This window comes from Bacillus sp. CH30_1T (assembly GCF_008364765.1).
Taxonomy (GTDB): Bacteria; Bacillota; Bacilli; order Bacillales; family Bacillaceae_B; genus Rossellomorea.
The window spans coordinates 184,881-209,948 of sequence record NZ_VTUY01000006.1 but is presented as its reverse complement, the minus strand read 5'-3'; the positions used below and the strand labels follow the sequence as shown (position 1 = coordinate 209,948).

Genomic DNA, 25,068 nt, shown 5'->3' with positions numbered 1-25,068 from the left:
GACCTATACTATCAAATTCTATTAAAAGGTACCCTTGTTTCACTCAACTTTAAACAGATTTTCGAAATTTCGTCGAAGTTTATTCACAGAACGGTAACAATGTTGGAAAGAAATGCTCAAAGGACAAAAAAATAACTCCCAAAATTATTTTAGAATAATTTTGAGAGCGTTTTACGAATTGATTATTTAGAATAATGAGTTTTCGTATAAACCTTACTACTGTAATTCACCTTCTATGAATCCATTCATATCCATGAACCTTGAACCTTCCCTCCTGATTATTAAAACAAAGTAGCAAGTGGGGCTGCCGAATATGAATGACTCCTTACCGTGATAGGCTCTTTATACCAATACTACTTTTTCTAGTACCCTCTAACAACTATTATAAATAGGTAGCTCTTTTTAAGGAGCAATTACCGGCCGCCTCCTTGAGCTTTGGAGAATAATCGCTGAGCTTTTTAATGAAATAACAGGTTTCTGGAAAATGATGCTCTAAAAAACGGAGAGTGGTTTTATTCAGCAGTTTTTTCTTATTATACTTCATGACCATTCCAGAGATATACTGACTCATTTCCAAAGTCGTTTGACCAACTTCATAGGCAAATTCCCTCTGCCGGGCGAAACCAGGCTGTTTAAATCTGAGATATCCTTTCAGATGCCGATTTTGAACGATATACACTTGATATTGGTTAATATAAGCCTCTGCCTGCCTACTCACGTTAATTTCAATGGGATCGAGTATGTTTTGAAATAATACCGCGTGCCCCAGCTGATCTTCAAGCCATAAATCCATCAAATCCACCAACGGAAGGGGCTCTGGCTCCTCCCCCTTCTGCAGATACCCTAAAAACCGCAAGTATTCCTGATTTTCTGCAAGCGTGCCGTTTAGGTAGGTAGGGGATAAATTAAGATTAACTTTATTATCGATCCTTAAAGATTGCAGTATTCCTTCAAATTCGAAATAGCCTTTGGCCACTGGCCACACTTTATTTGAAAACTGAACCATGGTTTCATCCTGGTGGTCTGCTGTACGCGGAACGCGGTTTAATTGGTCGATAAGCTCCCCAAATAGTCGAATGTACTGCTGTGAAACATCCACATACTCTACTTCAGCTGCAGATAAGTGGTCTCTGATGAAATAAGCATGATCCTGTAATACTTCAAGCCAGAATAAGTGCTCCTCCCATGTCGTGATCATTTGATTAGCCACCTCTTTACCTCCTTTTTATATTATATATTTTAATAGTTGTTAAAAAAGAAGGACTTCCTTTAAACTACCGTTAGATTAAAGAATCGTGCACGAAGATACATAAATTTTTCATAAAAAAGGAAGAATATATTTACCACTATGATGAAAAGGGTGTCCTTCTATGAAGAATAGAAAACAACTGATTACGTTAATGACCTTGCTCCCCTGGTTGTCCCTTCCACTTCTGCGCAAAAAAACGTTAAAAAGATTTCTACCCGGCACACTATTTATGTGCGTATATTTAGTAGCAGAGGGCATATTAGCTACCCGGAGGAAATGGTGGTGGTTCCCTTTTTCCATAAAACCGAATGTATTGGCTGAACTGCCATTGATTCTAGGTCCTTTTTTTGTTGGATCATTTTGGATTTTTAAATACACTTACGGGAAATTCTCGATCTATTTTCTAGTTAATTTGATTGTTGATTCTTTTTTTACCATCTTCATGTTGAATTGGTTCAAGAAAATCGGATATGTCACTCTGATCAGGTTTACAAGGATACAACTGTCATTACTCTTTTTATTAAAATCGGTATTGATGTATGGATTTCAGTATTGTTATGAGAAAGTTTTTTCCGACAGGGTTAAAAAGGATGAGGAATTGGAAAGTTTATAGGTCATTGCAAGAAATAAACCTCTCATCGCAGTTGAACGATGAGAGGTTTTGTTATGCAGTTGCTTATTTCTTATATTATATTTTCTACGCCAATGAAACGAATCTTCACTCAGTGCTGTGTTCCTTTATCGGTAAATTCACCAGCAGTTTTACCCACTACCATGCTTGTCATGGTGGCCATAATAGCACTTCCGATAATATCAGATGGAAAATGATGTCCCACCCAAATACGAGAAAAACCTGTCAACACAGATAATACCCACATGATTGAACCAAGGACACGATCATAAAGAAAGATGGAAGTAGAAACGGCAAATGCCAGTAAAGTATGCTTACTTGGAAATGAAGAATCTAACTTTGAGGGAATGAGTATGCCGACCCGATGTTTCACAAACGGACGTGGTTTAAAGTAAAAAAACTTAATCAAAGCGTGAAGAAGCAAAGTAATTCCCGAAGACATAACTGCATTAAGAGAAACTTTTCTATAATAATCATTTCTAAACCACATGAAAATCAAAACAATAATATACACATATCGAATCTTTTTTGAAAAGAAGATCATCATAAAGTCAATGGGAGAACACCGGCCAGAAAGCAGATTGATTGCCTTAAATACTTTGTAGTCCATAAGAGAATCTCCTTTTTTCAGGGATACAAATAAAATTCCCTTTTAAGCAAGAAATATGTATGATCGATAAAAGAATTCTCTGGGATAAGTGCATTGAAATGATTAAATTTTTTTAGTCCATTCATACTCTCTTTAGTAAGATTGACATTCTCCACATAGAAAGAATTAAAATGGGGAAATTTAAATTGGAAAGCAAATACATAAATATGAGGTGATGATGATGTCAATCCAACAGTACCACAAGGAAAAGAATCAATTCAACAAAGATGAGACTAAGCATTCCGAACAACATCCCCCATACTTCGACCCTTCCTTACCAAAGGAAACCATCATGATGGATGAAGATATGTCTAAAAATGCAACAAATGTTGATGATATTGAAATATAGTTTGATAAAAGGACCGTAACGAACCTTATTTAATCACACATGAAAACAATCCATTTTGAAAAAAATTCAAATGGATTGTTTATGGCGTATGGTTGTAGGATTCTAATAAAAACTTTAAACAAAAAATTATATAAACCCTTTTAATTACGCAAACATTTCCTTCTTCAAGGAAACAATTCGATTCATTTCATGTGACTCAAGTGCTGCTAAAATAATCTGTAGCGATTTCATTCCCTCTTCGCCACAAATAAGTGGTTCTTTATTTTCTATAATACTTTCAACAAAATGGTTAATGACATTAGAGGTATTCTGTCCGCCTTCCTCATTTGTCTGAATCTTATCGAGCTTATGATATACGGTGCTTCCATCCCGATACTCTTCGATCAGTGAGTATTCAGGATCAGCTTCTAATCTCAGTATACCTTTTTCCCCGTAAATAATGGTCGAATTATCCCCACCAGAAACATAAGCCCAGCTTGCGGCAAGTGTTCCAATGATGCCTTTTTCTGTACGTAAAATACATACAGCGTTGTCATCTACATCTGTTTTTTGCTTCGCGTTCGTTTCAATGAATGCTCCTACTTCGGTAAACTCTCCAAGCAAATAACGTAATAAATCTGCTTTATGAACTCCAAGGTCACCCATTGCACCGATAAAGGCCTTGTCTTTTTGAAAGAACCAGCTTCCTGCCCCATCTACACTCCAACCTTCAGGGCCTGGATGACCGAATGTGGTTTTAAAGCTGTAGATTTTTCCAAGCTTGCCACTATCAATAATTTCTTTCGCTTTTTTATGAGAAGCAACAAAACGTTGATTATGCGCAATCATAAGCTTTTTATCATTTACTTTCGCTGCTTCAATCATCGTTTCCGCTTCTTCTTTTGAAGTAGCCATAGGCTTTTCACAAAGTACATGTTTTCCTGCATTCAATGCATCAATGGATACAGGTGCGTGCAGGTAGTTTGGCAAACAGACGCTGATCGCATCAATGTCATCCAGCTTCAATACTTCATTGAGATCGGTAAATGCTTTAGCACCGTATTCTTCAGCCATTTTCTCTGCACGCTCCGCGATAATATCACAAACCACAACAATCTCTACATCTTTATTTATCTTATATTCTGGCAAATGACGGAATTTTGCAATACTTCCACACCCAATAACTCCTACTTTTAACTTACTCATATTCCTGTTCCTCCCCATCTTATTTAGTTATTGTGGAATAAGTAAATTATTTAATAATGGTTGCATGTTATACGCGCATCCAATACAAAATAAATGCGTTCCTATATAAAATACTTATACTTCTTTAAGAGTAAAGAGACTGCAATCTTACTATCCCTATTATTGACCAATCGCTTCATTGCCCTCTTGATACTTCAGATTTGCTAATTTATTTATTTGAGAAATAAAGTCTTCAATCTTTATTTCACCTTCTACAGAAGCTTCCAGAAGACCATGAATATTTGCATTCGGATTACCCTCAATGCCTACCCCTGTAGGAGCCTCCCATCTAGACTGTACATATCCTGGAACTGCTTTAACTGGCTCAATAACACCTTTTTCTAAGTTTTCATATGCAGCACGTAATCCGGGAAGATCTTGAATCTCAAAGTAAGCATCCAATACATCTTCATCAGTAGTTACCGGTAAACCATTTAATACTTTGTCTTCTTCTACAGCAATTTCAATACGTTTTAAATATCCTTCTTTTCCAAAAGACATCCACTTTATTAATAAATATGCTTCCTCTGAATGTTTCGTAGTTTTTGAAATTCCCATATAATCATTTGCAACAACTGTTCTCCCACCAGGAATTCCAATGAAATCCCAATCAAATTCAAGATTATTCTCGTAGTTAGAGAGTGCCCATGTTCCATCCCATACGAGACCCATGCCACCGGAAGCCCAAACTTCACCTGGATTTTCTCCATTAAAGTTACTTTTTTGTTCATCGGTCAAAGATTCAAAGGAATAATTATTCGTTACAATATTCTTAGTCAAATTCAAGCCATTAATAAATTCTTTGCTATCTAAGTGATATCCTTCCTCTGTGTATGTATACCACCCCAAGGTTTCACTTACTGCTGCCGGGTACCAGTCAAGTATGGCTAAAGGGTTATTGAGTCCCACCTGTCCTGATCTGATATTCGTAATATTTCTAACAGAATCAGCAAATTCATTCATGCTCAAACCATTTTCCGGGACATTTAAATTCTCTTGATTAAATAAATCTTTATTTACAAAATACCCCAAGAATTGTTGTCCTGCTGGTAATGCATAAAGAATGTCATCGTACGTTGCAGATTCTCGAACCACTTCAGGAACTTTTGCAAAATCTTCATCGTCAGCTGCTAAATCGGTAAGATCTAAAAGCCATTCATTTGCTATGCCTGTAGGAATCTGTGAAAGCATAAAGACATCTGGCATTTTATTTGAACTTGCGGCAGCTGCTAATCCATCGTTCCATTTTTCATTTGGGATAGAATCATCAATCTCTACTTTGATATGTGGATATTTTTCTTCGAATTCTTCAATCATCAACCTCTCAATATTCTTTTCTTCTTCTGTGCCTACATTCCAGCTTGCATAAGAGATGGTTACTTCTTTATCTTCTTTACTTTCATTTAATGTATCTTTACTGCTGCAACCGATAAGAAACATAATGATTGTTAATATTGCCACCCAAGACTTAAACAGTTTCATAGACTGATACCCCTTTGTTTTGTTATGAATTAAAGGATGTTCAATAGGTCCGGAAAAAAATGCTTTGAATATCTTCGTTATCTCTTATCTAAGCTCCTCACCTATTAATTGGAAAAGATATCATCACAACAACTCTTTTATTAGTAAGTTGCTTTCTAAGAGGTTGTTGTTTCAGGTATATTCGTGACCGTTGATTTCTGCTTGGATATGTAAAGACCCCAAAAAACCTTTTTGAAATGCTGTTTTCAATTAGTTTATTTTTCTGTCCCGATAAAGCTCTGTCACGAATTTTCTTATTGATGGTGAGGGAAACTGCATAGACTCCGGCGGATTTCGAACGTGCCGAGACCCCGTTCTGCTAAGTAGAGGAGGCTCGGCCGTTAAAACAACAATCTTTGCGAAAAGAGCCTATTAGTAAAACCACGATACTTTATGTTGAAATCGCTTACAATTCATTAGGAATTTATTTTTTTATCATTAAATTACTAGATTTTAAAACTTGAGTCTTTGACTTGGAAATAACTTCTTCAGCCGTTACCTCTCTATCTAAGAGATTCGACAGGTAAATCCCTTCACTAATCAACATGGTTTGAAGGGCAATTTCTGCTGTTGGCAACAATTCAACCCTGCCTTGGAGTGCAGCAATCCAATGATGTTGAGATGAATCATAGGCATCGGTATTCTCTTGCAGTTGATGCCATCTGTAGTCCGCTGCCCCTAAATCAAAGGTTCCGTCCATATCGATATCACATATTGATGTATGGTAGCTAAATGGGGTGCTCACTCCATTTGTGTAACCTGGAAATTGGATTCCACCTTGGTTACCTACAAGATAGCTGCCTTCAAACCCATTAAGATGAATTGCCCAAGATTCTATTATGTCCAACGTTATGCCATCCTCAAATCTGACAAAGCCTACACCGAGTTCCTCTACATCAAAACCGCTGGTCTGCCTCCTTTTTTCGTCCATATCAACTTCCTGGTACGTTTTTCCGGTAATCGTATTGACTTTAGGCATATTCATTAAATAAAGAATTTGTGAGATACGATACACTCCCATGTCGAACAAAGCTCCCCCGGAAGCCACTTTCTTCTGAAGAAATTCCTTTGTCCCGTAACCATCTACAAAAGGACGTCCTCGCCGTCTAAAACCAGTGGACCGGGCATGGTATAGGGTCCCAAGCTTCCCGTCATCTATTAATGATTTAGCTGCTTTCGTTTCTTTTGAGTACAGGAAGCTTAATTGGATGTGCAATTTTTTTCCGTATTCTTTTGCTGTATCTACCATTCGCTTACCGTCCAAGTACGAACCGGCGATCGGTTTTTCACAATACACGTGTTTACCAGCCTCCAATGCCTCAATTGTAATCGGAGCGTGAAGGTTATTATGGAGACAGACATCGACCGCATCAAGATCGTCACGTTTCAGCATTTCGCTATAATCCGTATACGTATGGGGAATGCTGTATCTTTCTGCTACCTGTTTTAGTTCATTCTCGTTAAGATCACAGATAGCTACAACTTCTGCCCCATCCAATTTCGCATAGTTATCTAAATGAGTTTTCCCGATGATACCGACCCCAATGATTCCAATCCGAATTTTTTTCATTAGATGATAGCCCCCTCTTCAATCCTATTCAATTGCATGTTTCTCCAAGTGTTTCGAGCTGTCGCAAGCTGCCATTCCACCTGGCTGTATTCGTTTTTACCGGAGTGATGTTCGATCCCAAGGTACCCTTGATAGCCGACATCCTGTAGAATTTTCAGTTTGTCTTGGCAATCCGGTATCACCCATGCAGCTAAATGGGTGTGGAACGCATATTTTGCGCAAAGTCGATCCCCATTTTCTTTGTCTACGTCCCAATTATCAAAATGCAGTAGGATTCCAAAAGACGGATGATCTACAGCCTCGTAAACTTTTCGAATATTTTCTGGTACTCTTGAAGCTCCCCAATGATTTTCGGGACCAACCATAAACCCGCAATCATGTGCGATTTTCGCATATTCTTGATAACGTTTCACAGTATATTCAAACTGTTCATCCGTCATCTCTAAATCCCTTCCGCCCATATCAATACGAACGGTACGAGCTCCCAGGATTTCTGCAGCTCGCAAATTCCCCAACGCATTTTGATACCATTTTTCCCTCGCTTCTGTGTCTGGATCCCATACTTCAGCGCAATCCACGCACAGATTAGCTAGATCCATTTCCTTTTCATCCATAGCTTCTTTTATTTTTTTCAAGTAATCCTCATCAAAGCTGGTTAGCATCATGTTCCAAATATCTGCTGAGTTAAGATGATACCGATATTTCACACTTTCCAGATAACCAAAAACATCCATTTTCCCTTGTTTGATTAGTCCGTTAAATGAATACGAAGCAATTGAATAGTTCATATTTCCCCTCCACATTTTGTGATACTAACATCGCTTGTTATGTTTGGATATTATATTATTAATAGTGATTCTTCAGGATAAACACCTTTTCTCTGAATGCTCTAATCAGGAGAATACACAAATAATCCGCAGATTCATCAGCCCCTCTTTCTGTTAATCATTAGCATTTATCTGACTATTTTGATAATATCAGGAGATAGGTGATAGTGAAATATACAAAACCTCTCGATTTTGTATATTTCATTAATAAATTTTCAAAGCGGTGGTGGAAATGGTGAATATACAAGGGGTTTATCATGATGTCAATCCGAAATGGAGCATTGGAAAAGATCGAGGCTGTGATACACTCGTTTATGTTTCTCAGGGGAAAGTAATGTATTGGATAAATGACGAATGTCTGGAACTGGAAAAAGGAGAAATACTATACATTCCTCAAGCCATGAATCGTGCTTGGGAAAACCATCCAGATGAATGGCACCAAAAATATACAGTTGTATTTCTATGGGAGGACCAATCGCTGGAAAACTCTTTACACTTTACAAAACAAAACACGTTTTTTCGATTCAAGACTCCCAATGCCCCTTACTATGAACAACGATTTTCAACACTATTTATCCAATTTTTAGGGGGAAGGCCATATTTCGAACTAATGTCGAGGTATGTCCTGTCCGAACTGTTAACACTAATCGCTCAAGAGTGCTCTGAACAAAGGACAACTCCAGCCAAAGAACGGATAGCACGGGAGATTCAGGAATATCTTTTATGCAATTTCAGAAGGAACGTAACGATTGAAGAATTGGCTGCATTAGCAGGAATCTCACCAAACTACGTAACCGTATTATTTAGAGAAGTGGTTGGCAACACCCCCATACAATACTTGCATCAAATTCGAATCAACACTGCCTTGAATCTTCTTAATAATACGCAAATGTCTATAAGTGAAATCGCTGAATACCTTGGATACTGTGACCAATCTTACTTTAATCGAATGTTTAAAAAATGGATGGGAGTAGCCCCGAGCCACATTGTTTAAGTGACCACTGCAATCTTCACTCTGAGGGACTTGCAGAAGTTGGTTTTCAAAAGATGAATGATTATAGGGGGGACAAAAATGTCTCCCTATATGCCAACCTTAGAAACGATTAAGGAGGATCGTTTTTTCATTTTTAATATGGCTGTTTTCGTAAACTTTGTTGCTTTTGAAAAAGCGAGTAGTGGTTGATTTCCGCTCCAAGTGCTCGCTTTCCGCGGGGCGTGAGTTGAGCCTCGTCGGGCTTCTCCTTGTTAAAAATCAAGTCGCTGATTCAAAATGCCCTTTAACGTAAAAAAACCTACAGATTTTCACCTGTAGGTTTGGAATAATTTAAACTCCAAGTAGTGTTTAAGTGTTTAAGTGTTTAAGTGTTTAAAGCAAAAGGATGTAATCATTATATTTTTATGATTTAAGTCACAAAAATAAAAAACCACCAAATATGTATTTGGTGGAGACGGTGGGAATCGAACCCACGTCCAGAAACATCGCCACTTAAGCGTCTACGAGCGTAGTCGATATATTCGCAAGTTCACTGCAGCTTCTGCCTATCGACGGGCGTCCGTGCAGCTAGTCTGATTGGTCTCTTCCTTTGTCCTCAGACGGTGGACTCCGGCGTAGCCTACTAAGAGTGAGTCCCTTACCCTACCACATAGGCGATGGAGGGAGGAACAGCTAAAGCGCTATTACGCAGCTAAAGCTAAGTTATTGTTAGTTTTGCCAGTTATTATTGGCTTTGACGTTTTATCGTGGACGATCCCCACGGCTCGCAACCCAAGCTCGAACTATCCCTGTCGAATCCGTAACGTCCCCATGATAGAAAGGGAAGAACGGGAAAGAATAAGTTCAGCGTGTAAGTCACTTATTCAATTGTTCTTACAGCCGCTTGATTACCTCGCGACATCTATTATTATAACAAATCCTGAGATAATTGCAAATACCAGATTCCGGAAATCTGTACATTTACATCCCTTTTTGACGCTGAGCCAGTTCTCTTTGGATAGAGCGATTTGCTTCTTTTCGTTTTAAATCTTCCCGTTTGTCATACTTCTTCTTACCACGGGCAAGACCGATCAGAAGCTTGGCTACACCATTTTTGATGTAAAGCTTTAATGGAACGATACTATATCCTGCTTCCTTCGAATCACCGATCAGCTTATTGATTTGCTTTTTATGAAGCAGCAGTTTACGTGTTCTGAGAGGTTCGTGATTAAATCGATTTCCCTGTTCATATGGACTGATGTGCATATTATGAACGAAAATTTCTCCATTTTGAACACGTGCAAAGGAATCCTTCAGGTTCACGCGGCCGCCACGGATCGCTTTAATTTCGGTTCCTTGCAATACAAGACCTGCCTCATATGTTTCTTCTACGGCATAGTCATGACGTGCTTTTTTATTTTGGGCAATAAGCTTGCCTTCTCCCTTTGGCATTGGAATCCCCCTAGTCATTTCCGTTGGTTTACACATTATTATCTCATATTTCTTAGAAAAATAGTATTGTTACACTTGGAAAAGAAAAGGAGCAAAGGTTATCCCATTGCTCCTGAACCTTTATTTCTTCTTTTTGCGTTTGCTTCGAGGCGCATTTTCAAAGTGTTTCTTATTCGACTTTTTCTTCTTGTTGTTTTTCGGTGGACGCGTTGACCATTCTCCGTCCTTTTTTCGGTCTGAAGATCGATTCGATTTAGAGCGGTCTGAAGGCTTCCCTTTGTCGGTTCGGATCGAGCGAACGCGGTCTTCACGTTCCTTGCGATTATTCTTCATTCCTACGATTTCAAAGTCGATTGCACGCTCATCTTTATTGACGCTCACGACACGAACTGTGATCTCGTCTCCGATACGGAATACGTTTGCCGTTCTTTCACCAATCATGGCAAGATGACGCTCATCAAACCGGTAGTAGTCGTCCGTCATATAACTCACATGGACAAGACCTTCAATTGTGTTAGGCAGTTCGACAAACATTCCGAAGTTCGTAACGGAACTGATGATACCGTCGTACTCTTCTCCCACTTTGTCTTCCATGTATTCTGCTTTTTTCAGCTCATCGGTCTCACGTTCTGCATCTACCGCTCGTCGCTCACGGCTTGACGTGTGCTCAGCGATATGACCCATTTGGGCGCCCCATTTTTCCCGTGTTGCCTGATCAATCTTGCCTTCAATCAGGTAAGTCCTGATTAAGCGATGAACAATCAAGTCGGGGTAACGACGGATAGGTGATGTGAAATGAGTATAGAACTCTGTCGCCAGTCCAAAGTGACCTAAGCTTTCAGGATCGTATTTCGCTTGCTGCATGGACCGCAGCATCATTGTCGATACAACCATTTCTTCCGGCTGCCCTTGTACGTCCTCGACAATCTCCTGAAGAGCACGTGGATGAATCGAATTCGCTGTTCCTTTTACAATCAAACCGAAATTCGTAATAAATTCGAAGAAGCGTTGCAGCTTGTCTTCTTTCGGGTCTTCATGGATACGATATATGAACGGTACTTCCATCCAGTGGAAATGCTCAGCAACCGTCTCATTTGCCACTAACATGAACTCTTCGATCAGCTTTTCGGCTACTGAACGTTCACGCAGGACCACATCCGTCGGTTCTCCCTCATCATCTACAAGCACTTTCGCTTCTTTAAAATCAAAGTCGATGGCGCCACGCTTCATTCGTTTTGTGCGTAGAACCTGTGCTAAATCTTCCATTTCCTCGAACATCGGTACCAATGGCTCGTATTTTTTCCGAAGTTCTTCGTCTTGATCGACAAGAATCTTGTTTACATCTGAATATGTCATTCGTTCGGTTGTCTTAATGACGCTTTGGAAGATTTCGTGTTTCACGACATCCCCCTCAGGTGAAATCTCCATATCACATGATAGAGTTAAACGGTCCACCTTGGGATTAAGAGAACAAATGCCGTTTGATAATCGGTGCGGAATCATGGGGATGACCCGGTCTACCAAGTATACGGATGTACCTCTATCAAAAGCTTCCTGGTCAATCGGAGAGCTTTCTTTTACATAGTACGTAACGTCAGCAATATGTACCCCAAGCATATAGTTTCCATTGGCAAGCTTCGTTACTGTCACAGCATCGTCCAAGTCCTTGGCGTCAGCACCATCTATCGTCACAATCGTCTGGTCACGCAGGTCTTTTCGATTCGGGATTTCTGATTCGTCGATTTCACTTGGCACATTATTCGCCTGATCCATTACCTCTTCAGGGAATTCGACGTCAATCCCATGCTTGTGGATGATAGAGAGAATATCGACTCCGGGATCATTTTTATGACCAAGGATTTCAATCACCTCACCCTCTGCACTCTTGCGCCCTTCAGGATAGGAAGTTAATTTAACGACGACCTTATGTCCCTCCGTTGCACCCATTTGAGCAGATTTCGGGATAAAGATGTCACTCGCAAACTTCTTATCATCCGGAATGACGAATCCAAAATGTTTACTTTCCGTGAACGTACCAACCATTTGGTCGACACCGCGCTCTACGATTCTCACGACCGTTCCTTCTCTTCTGGAACCCGAAGAAGAAGTAGACACTCTTACTAAAACAATATCGCCATGCATGGCGTTATTCGTTTCATTAGGAGGGATGAAGATATCGTCCATTCCTGATTCTTCCGGTATCACAAACGCAAAACCTTTTGCATGAGCGGATACTTTCCCTCTTACCAGATTCATTTTCTCAGGTAAGCCGTAGCGATTGCTCCTTGTGCGTACGACCAGCCCTTTCTCTTCCATTACGACAAGAGCCTTTACGAATTCCTTGAAGTTCGTGGATCCTTCAATTCCGAATGCTTCTTCAAGCTCCTGTACCGTCAATGGCTTGTATGCTTCTTCCTTCATGTAGGAAAGGAGCCTATCCACATGCTCTTTAATATTTTCGTCCATGACAATCCCTCCTGATCATCGAATTCATCAAACCGTCCAGTCTAATTTCTCTAAGAAACCGTAGACGTCTTCATGAAGCTGTTCTTTTTCTTTATCTAATGTAATCACATGACCGGACTCTTCGTACCACTTAATATCTTTGTCATCGGATTCAACGTTATCATAGATGATATTCGCAGAATCCGTATTAATCATATGGTCATGCCTTGCCTGCACCACGAACGTCGGTGAATATATCATATCCACATTTTCGCGCACGTCTGCAATCAATTCCTGCAGGGCTTTCAATGTATTCATCGGCGTTTTCTTAAACTCTTCTATTTCTTTTTCAATTTGTTCTTCTTTTTTTCCTTCAAATTTCTTAAATTCACGGGCGTAATCCACGACCCCTTTATACATGACTTCTTCACTTTTTATATACATCGGTGCACACATAGGGACAATACCCTTTACAGGTACAGTGTAACCTAATTTAAGAGAAAATACCCCTCCTAGAGAAAGGCCGGCAACCGCAATCTCTTCATATCCCTTACTCTTTAAAAGCTCATATCCGTCCATGACATCCTGCCACCAATCTTCAGGGCCTGTATGAACCAATTCTTCCGGCGGTACACCATGTCCTTTATAGTGAGGGGCATGGGATGAATAGCCTTTCTTTTCTAAGTAACGGCCAAGCATCCGGACGTCGGCTGAGTTTCCTGTGAATCCGTGAAGTAATAGAACGGCCCGGGGACCTGCTTCAAATGTGAATGGTTTTGGTAATACGGTTTTCATAGCTAGTGACTCCTTTTATCTGATTTTAAACAAACGTTTGATTAGATGATTGGAACCCTGATTTGTAGGGCCTCAACCTGTTAAACAATTGTTTAAATGATTTCTTTATGTAATGTGATTTTCAATTGATTTTTGTTAAACAAACGTTTGATTAGTTGTGGAAAAGCTTGATATCACAGGCTTCTTTCTATTTAACGATCGTTTAAACCACTCTTCTTCTCTATTTTTAGCAAACATTGGTCAGACAATCCAATATTTCGCTTAAAAAAATTAGTGTAGTTTGTTTTTTCAAAGCTCTTTTTGTAAGTTTGCCGTTTAAAAAGCGAGTACTTGTTGATTTCCGCTCCAGGTGCTCGCTTTCCGCGGGGCGTGAGTTGAGCCTCCTCGGGCTTTGCCCTGTGGGGTCTCAACTTTCCCGCTATTCCCGCAGGAGTCGAGCACCTGCAGCGAGAATCAACTTTCTAAGCATGAGATTATAAACGAATAAAACAGCATTTATTAACGTGTGTAATGGTCGATTTCAACTTATATTAGAAACATTAATTCTTTCAAATGTTTTTTGTCTCTATTAAGCCCTGTCAGGCAACAACTATGGCACAATCTAATCGGTTTAGCCTTGGCAGCCCATGATAGAAAACAACAATCTTTGTTTGAGATAACTGAAATATCTTTCTCAAACATGGGTTGTTCTTCGACACCTTTTAGCTCTGTCACGCACAACCTTGTATAGATGGTGAGGGGAACTGCGTAGACTCCTGCGGAAGAACGGGCGTGCCGAGACCCCGGAAGCGAAGCTGAGGAGGCTCGGCCGTACGTCCGCGGAAAGCGAAGCAGTTCCCCTCACCATCAAGCAAGCCCTTATTGACAGAGCCTAAGCAGATCATAAGTTAAAAAATAATCTTTAAGAATTAATCCTGTTTAAATAAAAAAACCTGACCTTAATGATCAGGTTTTTGTCCGTATTAGATAGCTACGATGGCAATGGTTAGTACGAAGAATAGTACCGATAATACGATTGTGATTCTGTGTAGTACTAAGTCGATACCACGAGCTTTTTGTTTCCCGAAAAGTTGTTCTGCACCACCAGAGATGGCCCCTGAAAGTCCAGCACTTTTACCTGACTGAAGTAATACAATGGCGATAAGTGCGATTGATACAATAATAAGTAAAGTGACGAGTATTGTGTGCATGAGTCCCACCTCCTGATACGAACATAACATTACTACTAGTTTACCATAGGGATTATGCTATGGACAAGGTAATATTGTTTGAATTGTGGAAAGAGTTGGTTATGGGATTAGTGGGTACCCGCACAGGATAATGGGATAAGACACGGTAATCAGCCGGATTACCCTCCGAATCGGCTGGATTTTCTCTCATATCCGCTGGATTCTCCTCGAAAACGGTCGGATTTTTACAGAAAACGGCTCTATTTTTATCAGCCCCCCTTCAACCTGAGACCCTCATACGAATTCATGTCAAAAAAGCAGCCCCATCCAAAGACGGGGCTGCTTTATAAATTGCTTGTATTAGCGATTTACGTTATAGAATGTTTTCGCTCCAAGATATTGAGCTGTGTGAGCTAATTGATCTTCGATGCGAAGAAGTTGGTTGTATTTCGCTACGCGGTCTGTACGTGATGGTGCACCTGTCTTGATTTGACCAGCGTTTGTTGCTACTGCAATGTCAGCGATTGTGCTGTCTTCTGTTTCACCAGAACGGTGAGAGATGACTGCTGTGTAACCAGCGCGTTTCGCCATTTCGATTGCATCGAAAGTTTCAGTAAGTGTACCGATTTGGTTCACTTTGATCAGGATTGAGTTACCGATACCCTGCTCGATACCTTGAGAAAGCTTAGTCGTGTTTGTAACGAATAAGTCATCCCCAACTAGTTGAACTTTCTTACCGATACGTTCAGTTAGAAGTTTGAAACCATCCCAGTCGTTTTCGTCAAGGCCGTCTTCAATTGAAACGATTGGATATTTGTTACACATTTCTTCATACCAATCAACCATTTCTGCTGATGAACGGACAACGCCTTCTCCGGAAAGATGGTATTTACCGTCTTCTTTGTTGTAGATTTCAGAAGCTGCAACGTCCATAGCAAGAAGAACTTCTTCTCCTGGCTTGTAACCAGCTTTTTCGATTGCTTCGATAATTGTAGAAAGTGCTTCTTCGTTAGATTTAAGGTTTGGAGCAAATCCGCCTTCGTCACCTACTGCAGTGTTGTAGCCTTTACCTTTAAGAACTGATTTCAGGCTGTGGAAGATTTCTGTACCCATGCGCAGACCTTCTTTAAATGTAGAAGCTCCTACAGGCATGATCATGAATTCCTGGATGTCTACGTTGTTGTCAGCGTGCTCTCCACCGTTAACAATGTTCATCATTGGCACTGGAAGCTGCTTCGCGTTGAATCCACCAAGGTATTGGTATAATTCCACTCCGAAGAAGTCAGCCGCTGCACGAGCTACAGCCATAGATACACCAAGGATTGCATTCGCACCCAGTTTACCTTTGTTTTCTGTACCGTCAAGAGCGATCATCGCCTGGTCGATTGCTACTTGCTCAGTGATGTCATAACCGATCAGTTCTTCAGCGATTTCGTTGTTTACGTTATCGACTGCTTTTTGTACCCCTTTACCAAGGTAGCGGCCTTTTTCACCGTCACGAAGTTCAACTGCTTCGTATTCACCAGTTGAAGCTCCAGATGGAACTAGTGCGCGTCCGAAAGCACCTGATTGTGTATAAACTTCTACTTCAATTGTTGGGTTACCGCGTGAATCCAATACTTCACGAGCATATACGTCTGTAATAAATGGCATTTAGAATCTCTCCTTATTTTTTAATTAGTGATTTCCCAGTCATTTCAGCTGGTTGATTAACATTTAATAAATCTAGCATAGTTGGAGCAAGGTCTCCTAACTTTCCACCGTCACAAAGCTCGATTCCTTCTTTCGTTACGATGACAGGGACCGGGTTCGTTGTGTGTGCCGTCATAGGCTTGCCTTCTTCGGTCAGAACTTCATCTGCATTCCCGTGGTCTGCTGTGATGATGGCTGTTCCGCCTTTTTCAGTGATAAGGTCAATGATTTTCCCCAGACACTCATCCACTGTTTCAACCGCTTTGATCGTCGGCTCAAGCATTCCTGAGTGTCCGACCATATCCGGGTTTGCGAAGTTCAGGATAATCGCATCCTGACGGTCTTCACGGATTTCTTCAAGTAAGGCATCCGTCACTTCATACGCGCTCATTTCAGGCTTCAGGTCATACGTTGCCACTTTAGGAGAATCGATCAATATTCGTTTTTCCCCCGGGAATTCATCTTCACGGCCACCGCTCATAAAGAACGTGACATGAGGATACTTTTCCGTCTCGGCGATACGCAATTGCTTCAGTCCGTTTTGGGAAAGGACCTCACCAAGTGTATTATCAAGGTTTGTCGGTTTGAATGCAACAAATCCATCAACTGTTTCACTGAATCGTGTTAAGCAGACAAAGTGAAGGTTTTTCGGATGCTTTTCTCCGCGTTCAAATGAACGGAAGTCTGCATTCGCAAATGTATTCGAAATCTGAATCGCACGATCAGGACGGAAGTTGTAAAAGATCACAGCATCATCGTCTTTAATCGTTGCAACCGGCTCTCCGTTTTCCTTCGTCATAACGGATGGAATGACGAACTCATCGTAGATTCCATTTTCGTATGAATCGTTCACAAGCTCCATTGGATCATGATAGCTTGGGCCTTCGCCGTATACCATGGCACGGTAAGACTTCTCTACTCGTTCCCAACGCTTGTCACGGTCCATGGAATAGTAACGACCAGAAATCGTAGCAAATTGACCAACGCCGATTTCTTTCATTTTCGCTTCTGCATCTTCAATATACTTCTTCGCCGTTTGAGGACCGACGTCTCGGCCGTCAAGAAAGGCATGGACATAGACATCTTTCATTCCTTCTTTAGCTGCTAAACCAAGAAGGGCATAAAGATGCTCGATATGGCTGTGCACACCGCCATCCGAAAGTAGTCCGAAGATATGAAGATTCGTACCTTTTTCCTTCGCATGATTGATTGCGTCAAGGAAAGTGGCATTCGTTTCGAATTCACCTTCACGAATCGCTAAATTCACACGTGTTAAACTTTGGTACACGATACGTCCGGCACCAATGTTTAAGTGACCGACTTCGGAGTTCCCCATTTGTCCTTCAGGAAGTCCTACCGCTTCACCACTTGCTGTTAATTGATTATGAGGGTACTGATTCCACAAGCGATCAAAGTTCGGCTTGTTCGCTTGGGCTACAGCGTTTCCTTCTTTTGTGTTACGGCAAGCAAAACCATCTAAGATGATTAACGCTACTGGTGACTTACTCATGTGTGCTTGCCCCTTCTAAAAGCTGCAAGAAGCTTTGTGGTTCAAGGCTTGCTCCACCTACAAGGGCACCATCGATATCTGATTGGGCCATGTATTCTTTAATGTTCCCAGGTTTTACACTACCACCATATTGTATTCTCACTGAGTCTGCTGCTTCTTGAGAAAATTCTCCTGTAACCACTTGACGGATATGAGCACATACTTCGTTCGCATCTTCAGCTGTAGATGATTTACCTGTTCCGATTGCCCAGATTGGTTCGTAAGCAATTACGGTATGTTTCACTTGATCTGCTGATAGGCCGGCAAGTGCTTTTTTCACTTGGTTACCAACAAGTTCTTTTGTTTCATTATTTTCGCGTTGCTCGAGCGTCTCCCCTACACAAACGATTGGAGTTAACCCGTGTTTGAAAGCAGCAAGAGTCTTTTTGTTCACTGACTCATCAGTTTCATTGAACATTTCACGACGCTCTGAGTGTCCAAGGATGACATACTTTACGCCTAAATCAGAAAGCGCTACAGGACTGACTTCCCCTGTGAATGCTCCGTTTTCTTCAAAGTGCATATTTTGAGCACCAATTTCTACCTTGTATTCTTTTGAAATGTTCACTAAGCTTTCTAAAAATAGGGCTGGAGAACAGATGACAGAATCGACAACCTCTTGATCAGGAACTAATCCTTGTACTTCTTCAGTAAAAGACTTTGCTTCTGATAACGTTTTGTTCATTTTCCAGTTACCTGCAATAATCGGTTTACGCATTGTAATCATCCTTTCTGTTTTATAATCGGTTCCAAAAATTGTTGGTCTTTGAAAAGCGATTATTTATCGTTAAGAGCCACTACTCCAGGAAGTTCTTTTCCTTCCATGAACTCTAGTGAAGCTCCACCACCTGTAGAAATATGACTCATCTTATCAGCATAACCGAATTTCTCAACGGCTGCTGCAGAGTCACCGCCACCGATAACAGAATATGTATCTGTTGCATCAGCTAACGCCTCCGCTACGGCTTTCGTTCCATTTGCAAATGTTTCTAATTCGAATACACCCATCGGTCCATTCCAGATTACAAGCTTAGAGCTTTTGATCGTATCCTGGAATAATGCTCTAGTCTTAGGCCCGATATCAAGTGCTTCCCAATCAGAAGGAATCGAATCAATATCCACTTCCTTCGTATTTGCATCATTTGAGAAGTCATCAGCAACGACTACATCAACAGGCATAAGGAATTTAACGCCTTTATCTTCTGCTTTTTGCATGAATTGCTTGGCTAAATCAATCTTGTCTTCTTCAAGAAGGGATTTTCCTACCTCATGGCCTTGGGCTTTCACAAATGTGTAAGCAAGTCCTCCACCGATGATCAGGTTGTCCACTTTATCTAATAGGTTGTCAATGACACCGATTTTATCTTTTACTTTTGCTCCACCAACGATCGCTGTAAATGGGCGTTCAGGGTTAGATAGAGCCTTTCCTAAAACGTCCAGCTCTTTCTCCATCAGAAGGCCTGCTACAGCTGGAATGTGCTTGGTGATTCCTTCAGTGGAAGCATGGGCACGGTGAGCAGCACCAAATGCATCGTTTACATAAAGATCAGCAAGAGCTGCAAATTCTTTTGCAAGTTCAGGATCATTCTTCGTTTCTCCCGGGTAGAAGCGGACGTTTTCCAGTACAAGAACGTCCCCTTCAGACATGTCGCTAATCTTGGATTGAACAGCATCACCATAAGCTTCATCGGCTTTTGCTACATTATTCCCAAGAAGTTCGGAAAGTCTTTCGGCTACCGGGGTTAAGCGCAGTTCTTCCACTACTTCACCTTTAGGACGACCTAAGTGACTAGCCAGAATGACTTTCGCTCCGCCATCCACTAAGTACTTAATGGTAGGAAGAGCAGCTTGAATACGAGTTTCATCTGTAATCTTGCCTTCAGACATCGGTACGTTGAAGTCTACACGGCAAAATACGCGTTTTCCTCTTACATCGACATCTTTAATCGACTTTTTGTTCATCGTAAAAGGCCTCCTTTAGTTTTCAATTTCTACATCTTTTTCAAAAAAATAGAAATAGCAATAAGAAAAGGGAGAGGGGAATCTTCCCCGCTCCCCTTCATCACATCTTCATTATAGATGGTGGGACAAAATTTATCCATCAATCACCATGCTAATGATGTCAATTTACAAAACTTTATCGATTAAAGTCCTTTAGAAGCGATATAACCAGCCAGGTCTACTACACGGTTAGAGTATCCACTCTCGTTGTCATACCAAGAGATTACTTTTACCATGTTATCTTCAAGAACCATTGTAGATAATGCATCAATTGTAGAAGAAGCCGGGCTACCGTTGTAATCAGTTGATACTAAAGGCTCTTCGCTGTACGCTAGGATTCCTTTAAGATCGCCTTCAGCCGCTTCTTTAAGTGCAGCATTCACATCTTCAGCTGTTACGTTTTGATCAAGTTCAGCAACTAAGTCTACTAGAGAAACGTTTGGAGTTGGAACACGAACCGCTCCACCGTTCAGTTTCCCTTTAAGCTCAGGAAGAACAAGAGATACAGCTTTCGCAGCACCTGTAGTTGTTGGAATCATGTTCTCGGCAGCTGCACGTGCACGACGGTAATCTTTATGTGGTAAGTCTAAGATTTGTTGGTCGTTTGTATAAGAGTGAATGGTTGTCATCATTCCACGCTTGATTCCGAATTTATCGTTAAGAACTTTAGCGAATGGCGCTAAGCAGTTTGTTGTACAAGAAGCGTTAGAGATAACATCGTGGCTATCTGCGTCATACTTGTCTTCGTTAACACCCATAACCACTGTGATGTCTTCATCTGATGCAGGAGCAGAAATAATGACCTTCTTCGCACCAGCTTCGATATGTTTCGCAGCGTCAGCACGCTTAGTGAAACGTCCAGTAGATTCAACAACGATGTCTACACCAAGATCTCCCCATCCAAGTTGAGCAGGATCGCGCTCAGCTAATACTTTTACTTTTTTTCCGCCAACTACAAGGTAGTCACCGTCAACAGTTACTTTCTCTTGAAGAGTTCCGTGAACTGTATCATATTGTAAAAGGTGAGCAAGCATGTTTGCATCAGTTAAGTCATTAACCGCTACTACCTCTACGTCGTTATTTTTAAGTGCTGCACGGAATACATTACGTCCGATACGTCCAAATCCGTTAATACCAATTTTTGTTGCCATGAATAATTTCCTCCTTTAGATAGTTAAGGATGATTTTTTATATTTCAAAAGGGCTTACCCTTTTAAAAGCTCTCTCGCTGCTCCTTCATCCGTGATGAGCACGGTTTTCGGTGGAGCACTCTTCATATACGCCCGAATCGCTTTCGCCTTCGAGCTGCCGCCTGCGACGGCGATGACGCTTTCGATGTGACTTAAATCTTCCAATTGCAGACCGATCGTTGGCACCTTATGTACCACTTCACCAGATTCGTTAAAATAATAACCAAATGCCTCCCCGACAGCATGACCATCTATGATTTTCTCAAAGTCCTCATCAGTGGTCTTTCGTCTTTCAGCCATTGTGATAGCATCTCCAATCCCATGGAGAACCATGTTAGCCGATTTGATCAAATTCAATACTTCTTTGATCATCGGTTCTTTCATGAAGGACTTGTATACCTCTTTACTAACCTGATCCGGCACATATAAAACACGATGTCGCGTTCTCGTATGCTCAGCCATCTTGGCACATATGGTGTTAGCCTGGTTTTTAACGTCTTCTCCAATTCCACCCCGAGCAGGAACAAACAAGGTAGAGTCAGAGAAATCCGGTGTAAGCATCTCTGCTACAGCGGCCATCGTCGAGCCTCCAGTCACAGCGATGATAGTATTTCCTTTCAGGCGACGTTTCATACTAGTAGCTGATGCACGCCCTAATTCTTCTTTTACCCAAGGAGACTCATCACTATTCCCAGGAACGATTACAATTTCATGAAGATTAAGTAAAGATTTTAATTCCTGCTCCATAACGTTGATTCCCGAAACTTCTCTCATCATGCTTTCAAGGCTTTCCAAAAGCTGAATGCCATCCTCCGTCATGATCATCCCAGAGGTTTTGATATCAATGAGATCTTGGTTGTTCAGGAACTCCACTTCGCTTCTCAGTACACGTTCGGTCAGGCCCATGTTCTGAGCAAGACTTCTGCGTCCGACAGGCTGCATGAACCGGATGGAACGAAGAATTTGATGCCTTTTTTGCATAACTTCAAGCAGGTCAGGTAATAATCGCTTTTGTATGTCAATTAAAGATTCCATAGATAAAAGCTCCTTCAAATGAAGTAAGTGGATGCGATGGACTTTTTAAGTCCCGCATAGACATATTATGTCCCACTACCTCTAAAAAAAATTCATCCCTGCTTTCAAAATTCATTTTATCAGGGTATGAATCGTAATTCAACTAGAAACTATCGGTTTTTTTCATGTAAACGCTTGCTTAGCGTAAAATAATCAATTTGCCCATATTGGAGGGTTTCACCGTCCGACTCCACGACGGGAATCATCAAACCGAAACGTTCGGTCAAATCGTCACTTTCATCAATGTTGATTTCTTTTATTTCGAATCCAAGTTCATCCTGAAGTAACTTTAATGTAATTTTTGCGTCTTGGCATAGTCCGCATTGGTTTCGTGTATAGAATAGGACTTGTTTCATGCTTTTGCCTCGCTTTATTATTGGTTGAGAATTGACTTGTACCAGGTACAAGATGGATTGAATGTACCTGGTACACGAGAGCGGGATTGTACCTGGTACACCGTCTATTCATACCTCTTCCTCATCGTGGAAGAAGCAATTCCTAATTGATCGCGGTATTTCGCTATCGTTCTTCTAGAAACATCATACCCATTCTCCAATAATAGATTCACTATTTTCTGATCAGATAGGGGCTTTTTCTTGTCTTCTTTATCAATAAGCCTTTGCAGCTCATTTTTTACAGAAGTGGCTGAAGCTGCTTCTGAATCATCGAGCTTGACCGATTTGATCGCCGAGGTAAAGAAGTACTTCAGTTCAAAAATCCCATATGGAGTTTGCATATACTTACCCTTAACAGCCCGGCTGATGGTCGATTCATGAACATCGATTTCGTCTGCCACCTGTCTCAAGGTCAATGGCTGGATTGCTGATGGTCCCTTTAAGAAAAATGCTTTCTGCTTTTCTGCAAGCATCTTTCCCACTTTCAGGATGGTTTGTTTTCGCTGGCGTAAACTTTGTAGTAGCCACTGGAAGTCCTGCTCCTTTTCCTGGAGATAAGACTGAACTTCCTTGTCGGGATGATGTTTCACAAAGTCCGTATACTCTTCATTATAGGTGACATTGATCGTAGTCCCGTCATATAAGGAGACGGCTACCGTATGACCATCGATCACTTTTACAACAAGTTCAGGAATAATATATTCAGCGACATGCTGTGAATACTTTGAACCTGGTCTTGGGTTACAACACTGAATATAATCAGCCGCATGCTGTATGTCTTTTAATTCAACATTAAGTTCCCTGGCGATTGCTTTCCATTTCTTTTCGGCAAAAGCCTGAAAATGGTTTTCCATGATCATCGTAACTAGAGAAGGGACATTGGCTTTACGTTGCAACTGAAGAGATATACACTCTTGCAAAGATCTGGCTCCAATCCCGGCAGGTTCTAAATCTTGCAACCTATTAATATAGGCTCCCAGTTGAACCATCTCCAAATGATGGTTTTCAATGAATGATTCTTCATCTATACGTAAATACCCGTTGTCATCCAGGCTGTAAATTAGTTCTTTCATTACCTTTTTATCCCGAGAAGTAAGCGATTTCAAATTTAATTGAACAGATAATGCATCCGCAAGGGATCTCTTTGGCACGGAAACATATTCGTACCAATCCACCGTGTTTTCGTGATTGCCGGCGTTTCGTTTAAACGTGTGAGGTTCTCGTTGATGAAAGGGGTCTTTCCTAGGCGGTTCTAATTGTATAAGGGGGTTCTCCAATTGCTTAGCTTCTAGATAAGCATTCAATTCCATCGTAGAATATTGGAGGATGGTGATGGCTTGAGAAAGCTGTTGCGTCATTTGAAGTTTTAATTGTTGATTTTGAAAAAGTCCTGCTTTCAAATTCATGATTCTTAACCTCCCATTTATTTATTCTACAATAAAAAACATGGTTCGTTAATGGGAATTTACTGGGCATCAAACAAGCTGAACAGAAAAATACCTCATGTTCAATAATAAATTCAACAAACATGAGGTCTCCGGTACGCACTTGGAGTGAATAGAGAACCATTTAAAGAAATGGAATCTTAAACGTGTTAACTGCCTTCCAATCCTCGGGGAAATAGATTGCAGGAACTTGCTTGTCCTATATTAGGGCTCAATTTTATTCTTCATCATCAGAAGCTGGAACAAACCCAATAAGTTGTGGAATGGAGTAAATTCCTTTTCGATTAGGGGGGCCGCTAGTTAGCTCTAGTACTAACGTTCCACAATTCACTTTTTGGACAACTCCTCTAATATTTGGCGGTCTTCCTGCTGGTGGGGTCGCAGCTGTAATCAGTTCAATTACAGTGCCATCTTCCTTAGCCTTCAATAATGCTATTCTCAATTCATTTAAGGTTTCCTCATTTATACACATTTATAATCACCCCCTTTCCTTAACTATTTTATTTTAAAAGGGGGGTAATCGTGTGAGGTAAGAGTGGAGAAAGAAAGGTTTTGTTGTAGGGTAAGAACCATTTTGCCCAATTTACTATATTCGTGTTTGTCTCGTTTAGAAGCTTTAAAGCAGAAATCCACCAAAAAAAAGCTCCCAAGCTTGTAAAAACTCAATACAAGCACAGGAACCCATTGGATTATGGTACGCCCTCGGAGGGAATCGAACCCCCATTTTAAGAACCGGAATCTTACGTGCTATCCGTTGCACCACGAGGGCATGAAATGAATGACCATCACGAGTATATATTATAAGCTAGAAAATGCTTGTTTGCAATCATTTTTGTTGTATACGACTCTTTGGGGAGAGATGGTTGTT

At 40.8% G+C, this 25,068-nt stretch carries 22 protein-coding genes, 1 tRNA gene and 1 other RNA gene; 3 read left to right on the top strand and 21 right to left on the bottom strand.

Going from position 1 to position 25,068, the window contains the following annotated elements:
- Positions 1-382: 382 nt before the first annotated feature.
- Positions 383-1,210, bottom strand: coding sequence for a DUF2935 domain-containing protein (locus F0342_RS14325; protein WP_262481749.1), 828 nt, complete (start codon positions 1,208-1,210; stop codon positions 383-385).
- 160 nt (positions 1,211-1,370) lie between these two features.
- Here F0342_RS14325 and F0342_RS14320 point away from each other — a divergent pair, with 160 nt between their 5' ends.
- Positions 1,371-1,862 carry a hypothetical protein gene (locus tag F0342_RS14320; RefSeq protein ID WP_149156574.1) on the top strand — a complete coding sequence of 164 codons (492 nt, stop codon included), beginning with the start codon at positions 1,371-1,373 and terminating at the stop codon, positions 1,860-1,862.
- A 109-nt stretch (positions 1,863-1,971) separates the two neighbouring features.
- On the opposite strand, the gene F0342_RS14315 is transcribed toward F0342_RS14320, so the two are convergent.
- A complete protein-coding gene (locus tag F0342_RS14315; protein WP_149156573.1) occupies positions 1,972-2,490 on the bottom strand; it encodes an undecaprenyl-diphosphatase in 519 nt (172 codons plus the stop codon).
- Positions 2,491-2,710: 220 nt separating this feature from the next.
- Between F0342_RS14315 and F0342_RS24910 the strand changes: the two genes are divergently transcribed.
- The gene (locus tag F0342_RS24910) at positions 2,711-2,878 is read left to right on the top strand and encodes a hypothetical protein (protein ID WP_188048553.1); all 168 of its coding nucleotides are present in this window, start codon (positions 2,711-2,713) and stop codon (positions 2,876-2,878) included.
- Between the two features lie 144 nt (positions 2,879-3,022).
- On the opposite strand, the gene F0342_RS14310 is transcribed toward F0342_RS24910, so the two are convergent.
- The 4 genes from F0342_RS14310 to F0342_RS14295 all read right to left on the bottom strand — a co-directional run bounded on the left by F0342_RS14310 (position 3,023) and on the right by F0342_RS14295 (position 7,981).
- Complete coding sequence (locus F0342_RS14310; RefSeq protein ID WP_149156572.1) at positions 3,023-4,063, bottom strand: Gfo/Idh/MocA family protein; 1,041 nt, start codon at positions 4,061-4,063, stop codon at positions 3,023-3,025.
- A 159-nt stretch (positions 4,064-4,222) separates the two neighbouring features.
- Positions 4,223-5,584, bottom strand: a complete 1,362-nt coding sequence (locus tag F0342_RS14305) for an ABC transporter substrate-binding protein (protein ID WP_149156571.1) — start codon at positions 5,582-5,584, stop codon at positions 4,223-4,225.
- A 463-nt stretch (positions 5,585-6,047) separates the two neighbouring features.
- Positions 6,048-7,193 carry a Gfo/Idh/MocA family protein gene (locus F0342_RS14300; protein ID WP_149156570.1) on the bottom strand — a complete coding sequence of 382 codons (1,146 nt, stop codon included), beginning with the start codon at positions 7,191-7,193 and terminating at the stop codon, positions 6,048-6,050.
- Positions 7,193-7,981 carry a sugar phosphate isomerase/epimerase family protein gene (locus F0342_RS14295; protein ID WP_149156569.1) on the bottom strand — a complete coding sequence of 263 codons (789 nt, stop codon included), beginning with the start codon at positions 7,979-7,981 and terminating at the stop codon, positions 7,193-7,195. The genes F0342_RS14300 and F0342_RS14295 overlap by 1 nt, the downstream gene beginning before the upstream one ends.
- A 271-nt stretch (positions 7,982-8,252) precedes the next feature.
- Here F0342_RS14295 and F0342_RS14290 point away from each other — a divergent pair, with 271 nt between their 5' ends.
- Complete coding sequence (locus tag F0342_RS14290) at positions 8,253-9,014, top strand: helix-turn-helix domain-containing protein (protein ID WP_149156568.1); 762 nt, start codon at positions 8,253-8,255, stop codon at positions 9,012-9,014.
- Positions 9,015-9,460: 446 nt separating this feature from the next.
- On the opposite strand, the gene ssrA is transcribed toward F0342_RS14290, so the two are convergent.
- The 15 genes from ssrA to F0342_RS14215 form a co-directional block, all read right to left on the bottom strand.
- Positions 9,461-9,824: a transfer-messenger RNA gene (gene ssrA, locus F0342_RS14285) on the bottom strand.
- A 150-nt stretch (positions 9,825-9,974) separates the two neighbouring features.
- On the bottom strand, positions 9,975-10,445 hold the full coding sequence (gene smpB / locus F0342_RS14280) for an SsrA-binding protein SmpB (protein ID WP_044338267.1): 471 nt from the start codon (positions 10,443-10,445) through the stop codon (positions 9,975-9,977).
- A gap of 120 nt (positions 10,446-10,565) precedes the next feature.
- Positions 10,566-12,911 (bottom strand): ribonuclease R, encoded by a 2,346-nt coding sequence (gene rnr / locus F0342_RS14275; RefSeq protein WP_149156567.1) that lies wholly within the window; start codon positions 12,909-12,911, stop codon positions 10,566-10,568.
- 27 nt (positions 12,912-12,938) lie between these two features.
- Entirely contained in the window at positions 12,939-13,685 is a 747-nt protein-coding gene (locus F0342_RS14270) for an alpha/beta hydrolase (protein ID WP_148970176.1), read from the bottom strand.
- Positions 13,686-14,647: 962 nt separating this feature from the next.
- On the bottom strand, positions 14,648-14,875 hold the full coding sequence (secG, locus tag F0342_RS14265) for a preprotein translocase subunit SecG (RefSeq protein WP_044338270.1): 228 nt from the start codon (positions 14,873-14,875) through the stop codon (positions 14,648-14,650).
- 339 nt (positions 14,876-15,214) lie between these two features.
- Complete coding sequence (eno, locus tag F0342_RS14260; protein WP_044338271.1) at positions 15,215-16,507, bottom strand: phosphopyruvate hydratase; 1,293 nt, start codon at positions 16,505-16,507, stop codon at positions 15,215-15,217.
- Positions 16,508-16,520: 13 nt separating this feature from the next.
- The gene (gpmI, locus tag F0342_RS14255; RefSeq protein WP_148970177.1) at positions 16,521-18,056 is read right to left on the bottom strand and encodes a 2,3-bisphosphoglycerate-independent phosphoglycerate mutase; all 1,536 of its coding nucleotides are present in this window, start codon (positions 18,054-18,056) and stop codon (positions 16,521-16,523) included.
- Positions 18,049-18,813, bottom strand: a complete 765-nt coding sequence (gene tpiA / locus F0342_RS14250; protein WP_149156566.1) for a triose-phosphate isomerase — start codon at positions 18,811-18,813, stop codon at positions 18,049-18,051. The genes gpmI and tpiA overlap by 8 nt, the downstream gene beginning before the upstream one ends.
- A gap of 59 nt (positions 18,814-18,872) precedes the next feature.
- On the bottom strand, positions 18,873-20,057 hold the full coding sequence (locus F0342_RS14245) for a phosphoglycerate kinase (RefSeq protein ID WP_149156565.1): 1,185 nt from the start codon (positions 20,055-20,057) through the stop codon (positions 18,873-18,875).
- Positions 20,058-20,239: 182 nt separating this feature from the next.
- Entirely contained in the window at positions 20,240-21,247 is a 1,008-nt protein-coding gene (gene gap, locus F0342_RS14240; protein ID WP_148970180.1) for a type I glyceraldehyde-3-phosphate dehydrogenase, read from the bottom strand.
- Between the two features lie 54 nt (positions 21,248-21,301).
- Entirely contained in the window at positions 21,302-22,321 is a 1,020-nt protein-coding gene (locus tag F0342_RS14235) for a sugar-binding transcriptional regulator (RefSeq protein ID WP_149156564.1), read from the bottom strand.
- A 149-nt stretch (positions 22,322-22,470) separates the two neighbouring features.
- Entirely contained in the window at positions 22,471-22,716 is a 246-nt protein-coding gene (locus F0342_RS14230; protein ID WP_149156563.1) for a glutaredoxin family protein, read from the bottom strand.
- 104 nt (positions 22,717-22,820) lie between these two features.
- Complete coding sequence (gene rpoN, locus F0342_RS14225; RefSeq protein ID WP_149156562.1) at positions 22,821-24,161, bottom strand: RNA polymerase factor sigma-54; 1,341 nt, start codon at positions 24,159-24,161, stop codon at positions 22,821-22,823.
- 256 nt (positions 24,162-24,417) lie between these two features.
- Entirely contained in the window at positions 24,418-24,672 is a 255-nt protein-coding gene (locus F0342_RS14220; RefSeq protein ID WP_149156561.1) for a hypothetical protein, read from the bottom strand.
- A gap of 225 nt (positions 24,673-24,897) precedes the next feature.
- Positions 24,898-24,969 (bottom strand) — tRNA-Arg (locus F0342_RS14215).
- Positions 24,970-25,068: the final 99 nt, after the last annotated feature.

Coding starts and splice junctions, on each gene's coding strand:
- F0342_RS14320 (WP_149156574.1), top strand. CDS start 1,371: ATGAAGAATAGAAAACAACTGATTACGTTAATGACCTTGCTCCCCTGG.
- F0342_RS14315 (WP_149156573.1), bottom strand. CDS start 2,490: ATGGACTACAAAGTATTTAAGGCAATCAATCTGCTTTCTGGCCGGTGT.
- F0342_RS24910 (WP_188048553.1), top strand. CDS start 2,711: ATGTCAATCCAACAGTACCACAAGGAAAAGAATCAATTCAACAAAGAT.
- F0342_RS14310 (WP_149156572.1), bottom strand. CDS start 4,063: ATGAGTAAGTTAAAAGTAGGAGTTATTGGGTGTGGAAGTATTGCAAAA.
- F0342_RS14305 (WP_149156571.1), bottom strand. CDS start 5,584: ATGAAACTGTTTAAGTCTTGGGTGGCAATATTAACAATCATTATGTTT.
- F0342_RS14300 (WP_149156570.1), bottom strand. CDS start 7,193: ATGAAAAAAATTCGGATTGGAATCATTGGGGTCGGTATCATCGGGAAA.
- F0342_RS14295 (WP_149156569.1), bottom strand. CDS start 7,981: ATGAACTATTCAATTGCTTCGTATTCATTTAACGGACTAATCAAACAA.
- F0342_RS14290 (WP_149156568.1), top strand. CDS start 8,253: ATGGTGAATATACAAGGGGTTTATCATGATGTCAATCCGAAATGGAGC.
- smpB (WP_044338267.1), bottom strand. CDS start 10,445: ATGCCAAAGGGAGAAGGCAAGCTTATTGCCCAAAATAAAAAAGCACGT.
- rnr (WP_149156567.1), bottom strand. CDS start 12,911: ATGGACGAAAATATTAAAGAGCATGTGGATAGGCTCCTTTCCTACATG.
- F0342_RS14270 (WP_148970176.1), bottom strand. CDS start 13,685: ATGAAAACCGTATTACCAAAACCATTCACATTTGAAGCAGGTCCCCGG.
- secG (WP_044338270.1), bottom strand. CDS start 14,875: ATGCACACAATACTCGTCACTTTACTTATTATTGTATCAATCGCACTT.
- eno (WP_044338271.1), bottom strand. CDS start 16,507: ATGCCATTTATTACAGACGTATATGCTCGTGAAGTATTGGATTCACGC.
- gpmI (WP_148970177.1), bottom strand. CDS start 18,056: ATGAGTAAGTCACCAGTAGCGTTAATCATCTTAGATGGTTTTGCTTGC.
- tpiA (WP_149156566.1), bottom strand. CDS start 18,813: ATGCGTAAACCGATTATTGCAGGTAACTGGAAAATGAACAAAACGTTA.
- F0342_RS14245 (WP_149156565.1), bottom strand. CDS start 20,057: ATGAACAAAAAGTCGATTAAAGATGTCGATGTAAGAGGAAAACGCGTA.
- gap (WP_148970180.1), bottom strand. CDS start 21,247: ATGGCAACAAAAATTGGTATTAACGGATTTGGACGTATCGGACGTAAT.
- F0342_RS14235 (WP_149156564.1), bottom strand. CDS start 22,321: ATGGAATCTTTAATTGACATACAAAAGCGATTATTACCTGACCTGCTT.
- F0342_RS14230 (WP_149156563.1), bottom strand. CDS start 22,716: ATGAAACAAGTCCTATTCTATACACGAAACCAATGCGGACTATGCCAA.
- rpoN (WP_149156562.1), bottom strand. CDS start 24,161: ATGAATTTGAAAGCAGGACTTTTTCAAAATCAACAATTAAAACTTCAA.
- F0342_RS14220 (WP_149156561.1), bottom strand. CDS start 24,672: ATGTGTATAAATGAGGAAACCTTAAATGAATTGAGAATAGCATTATTG.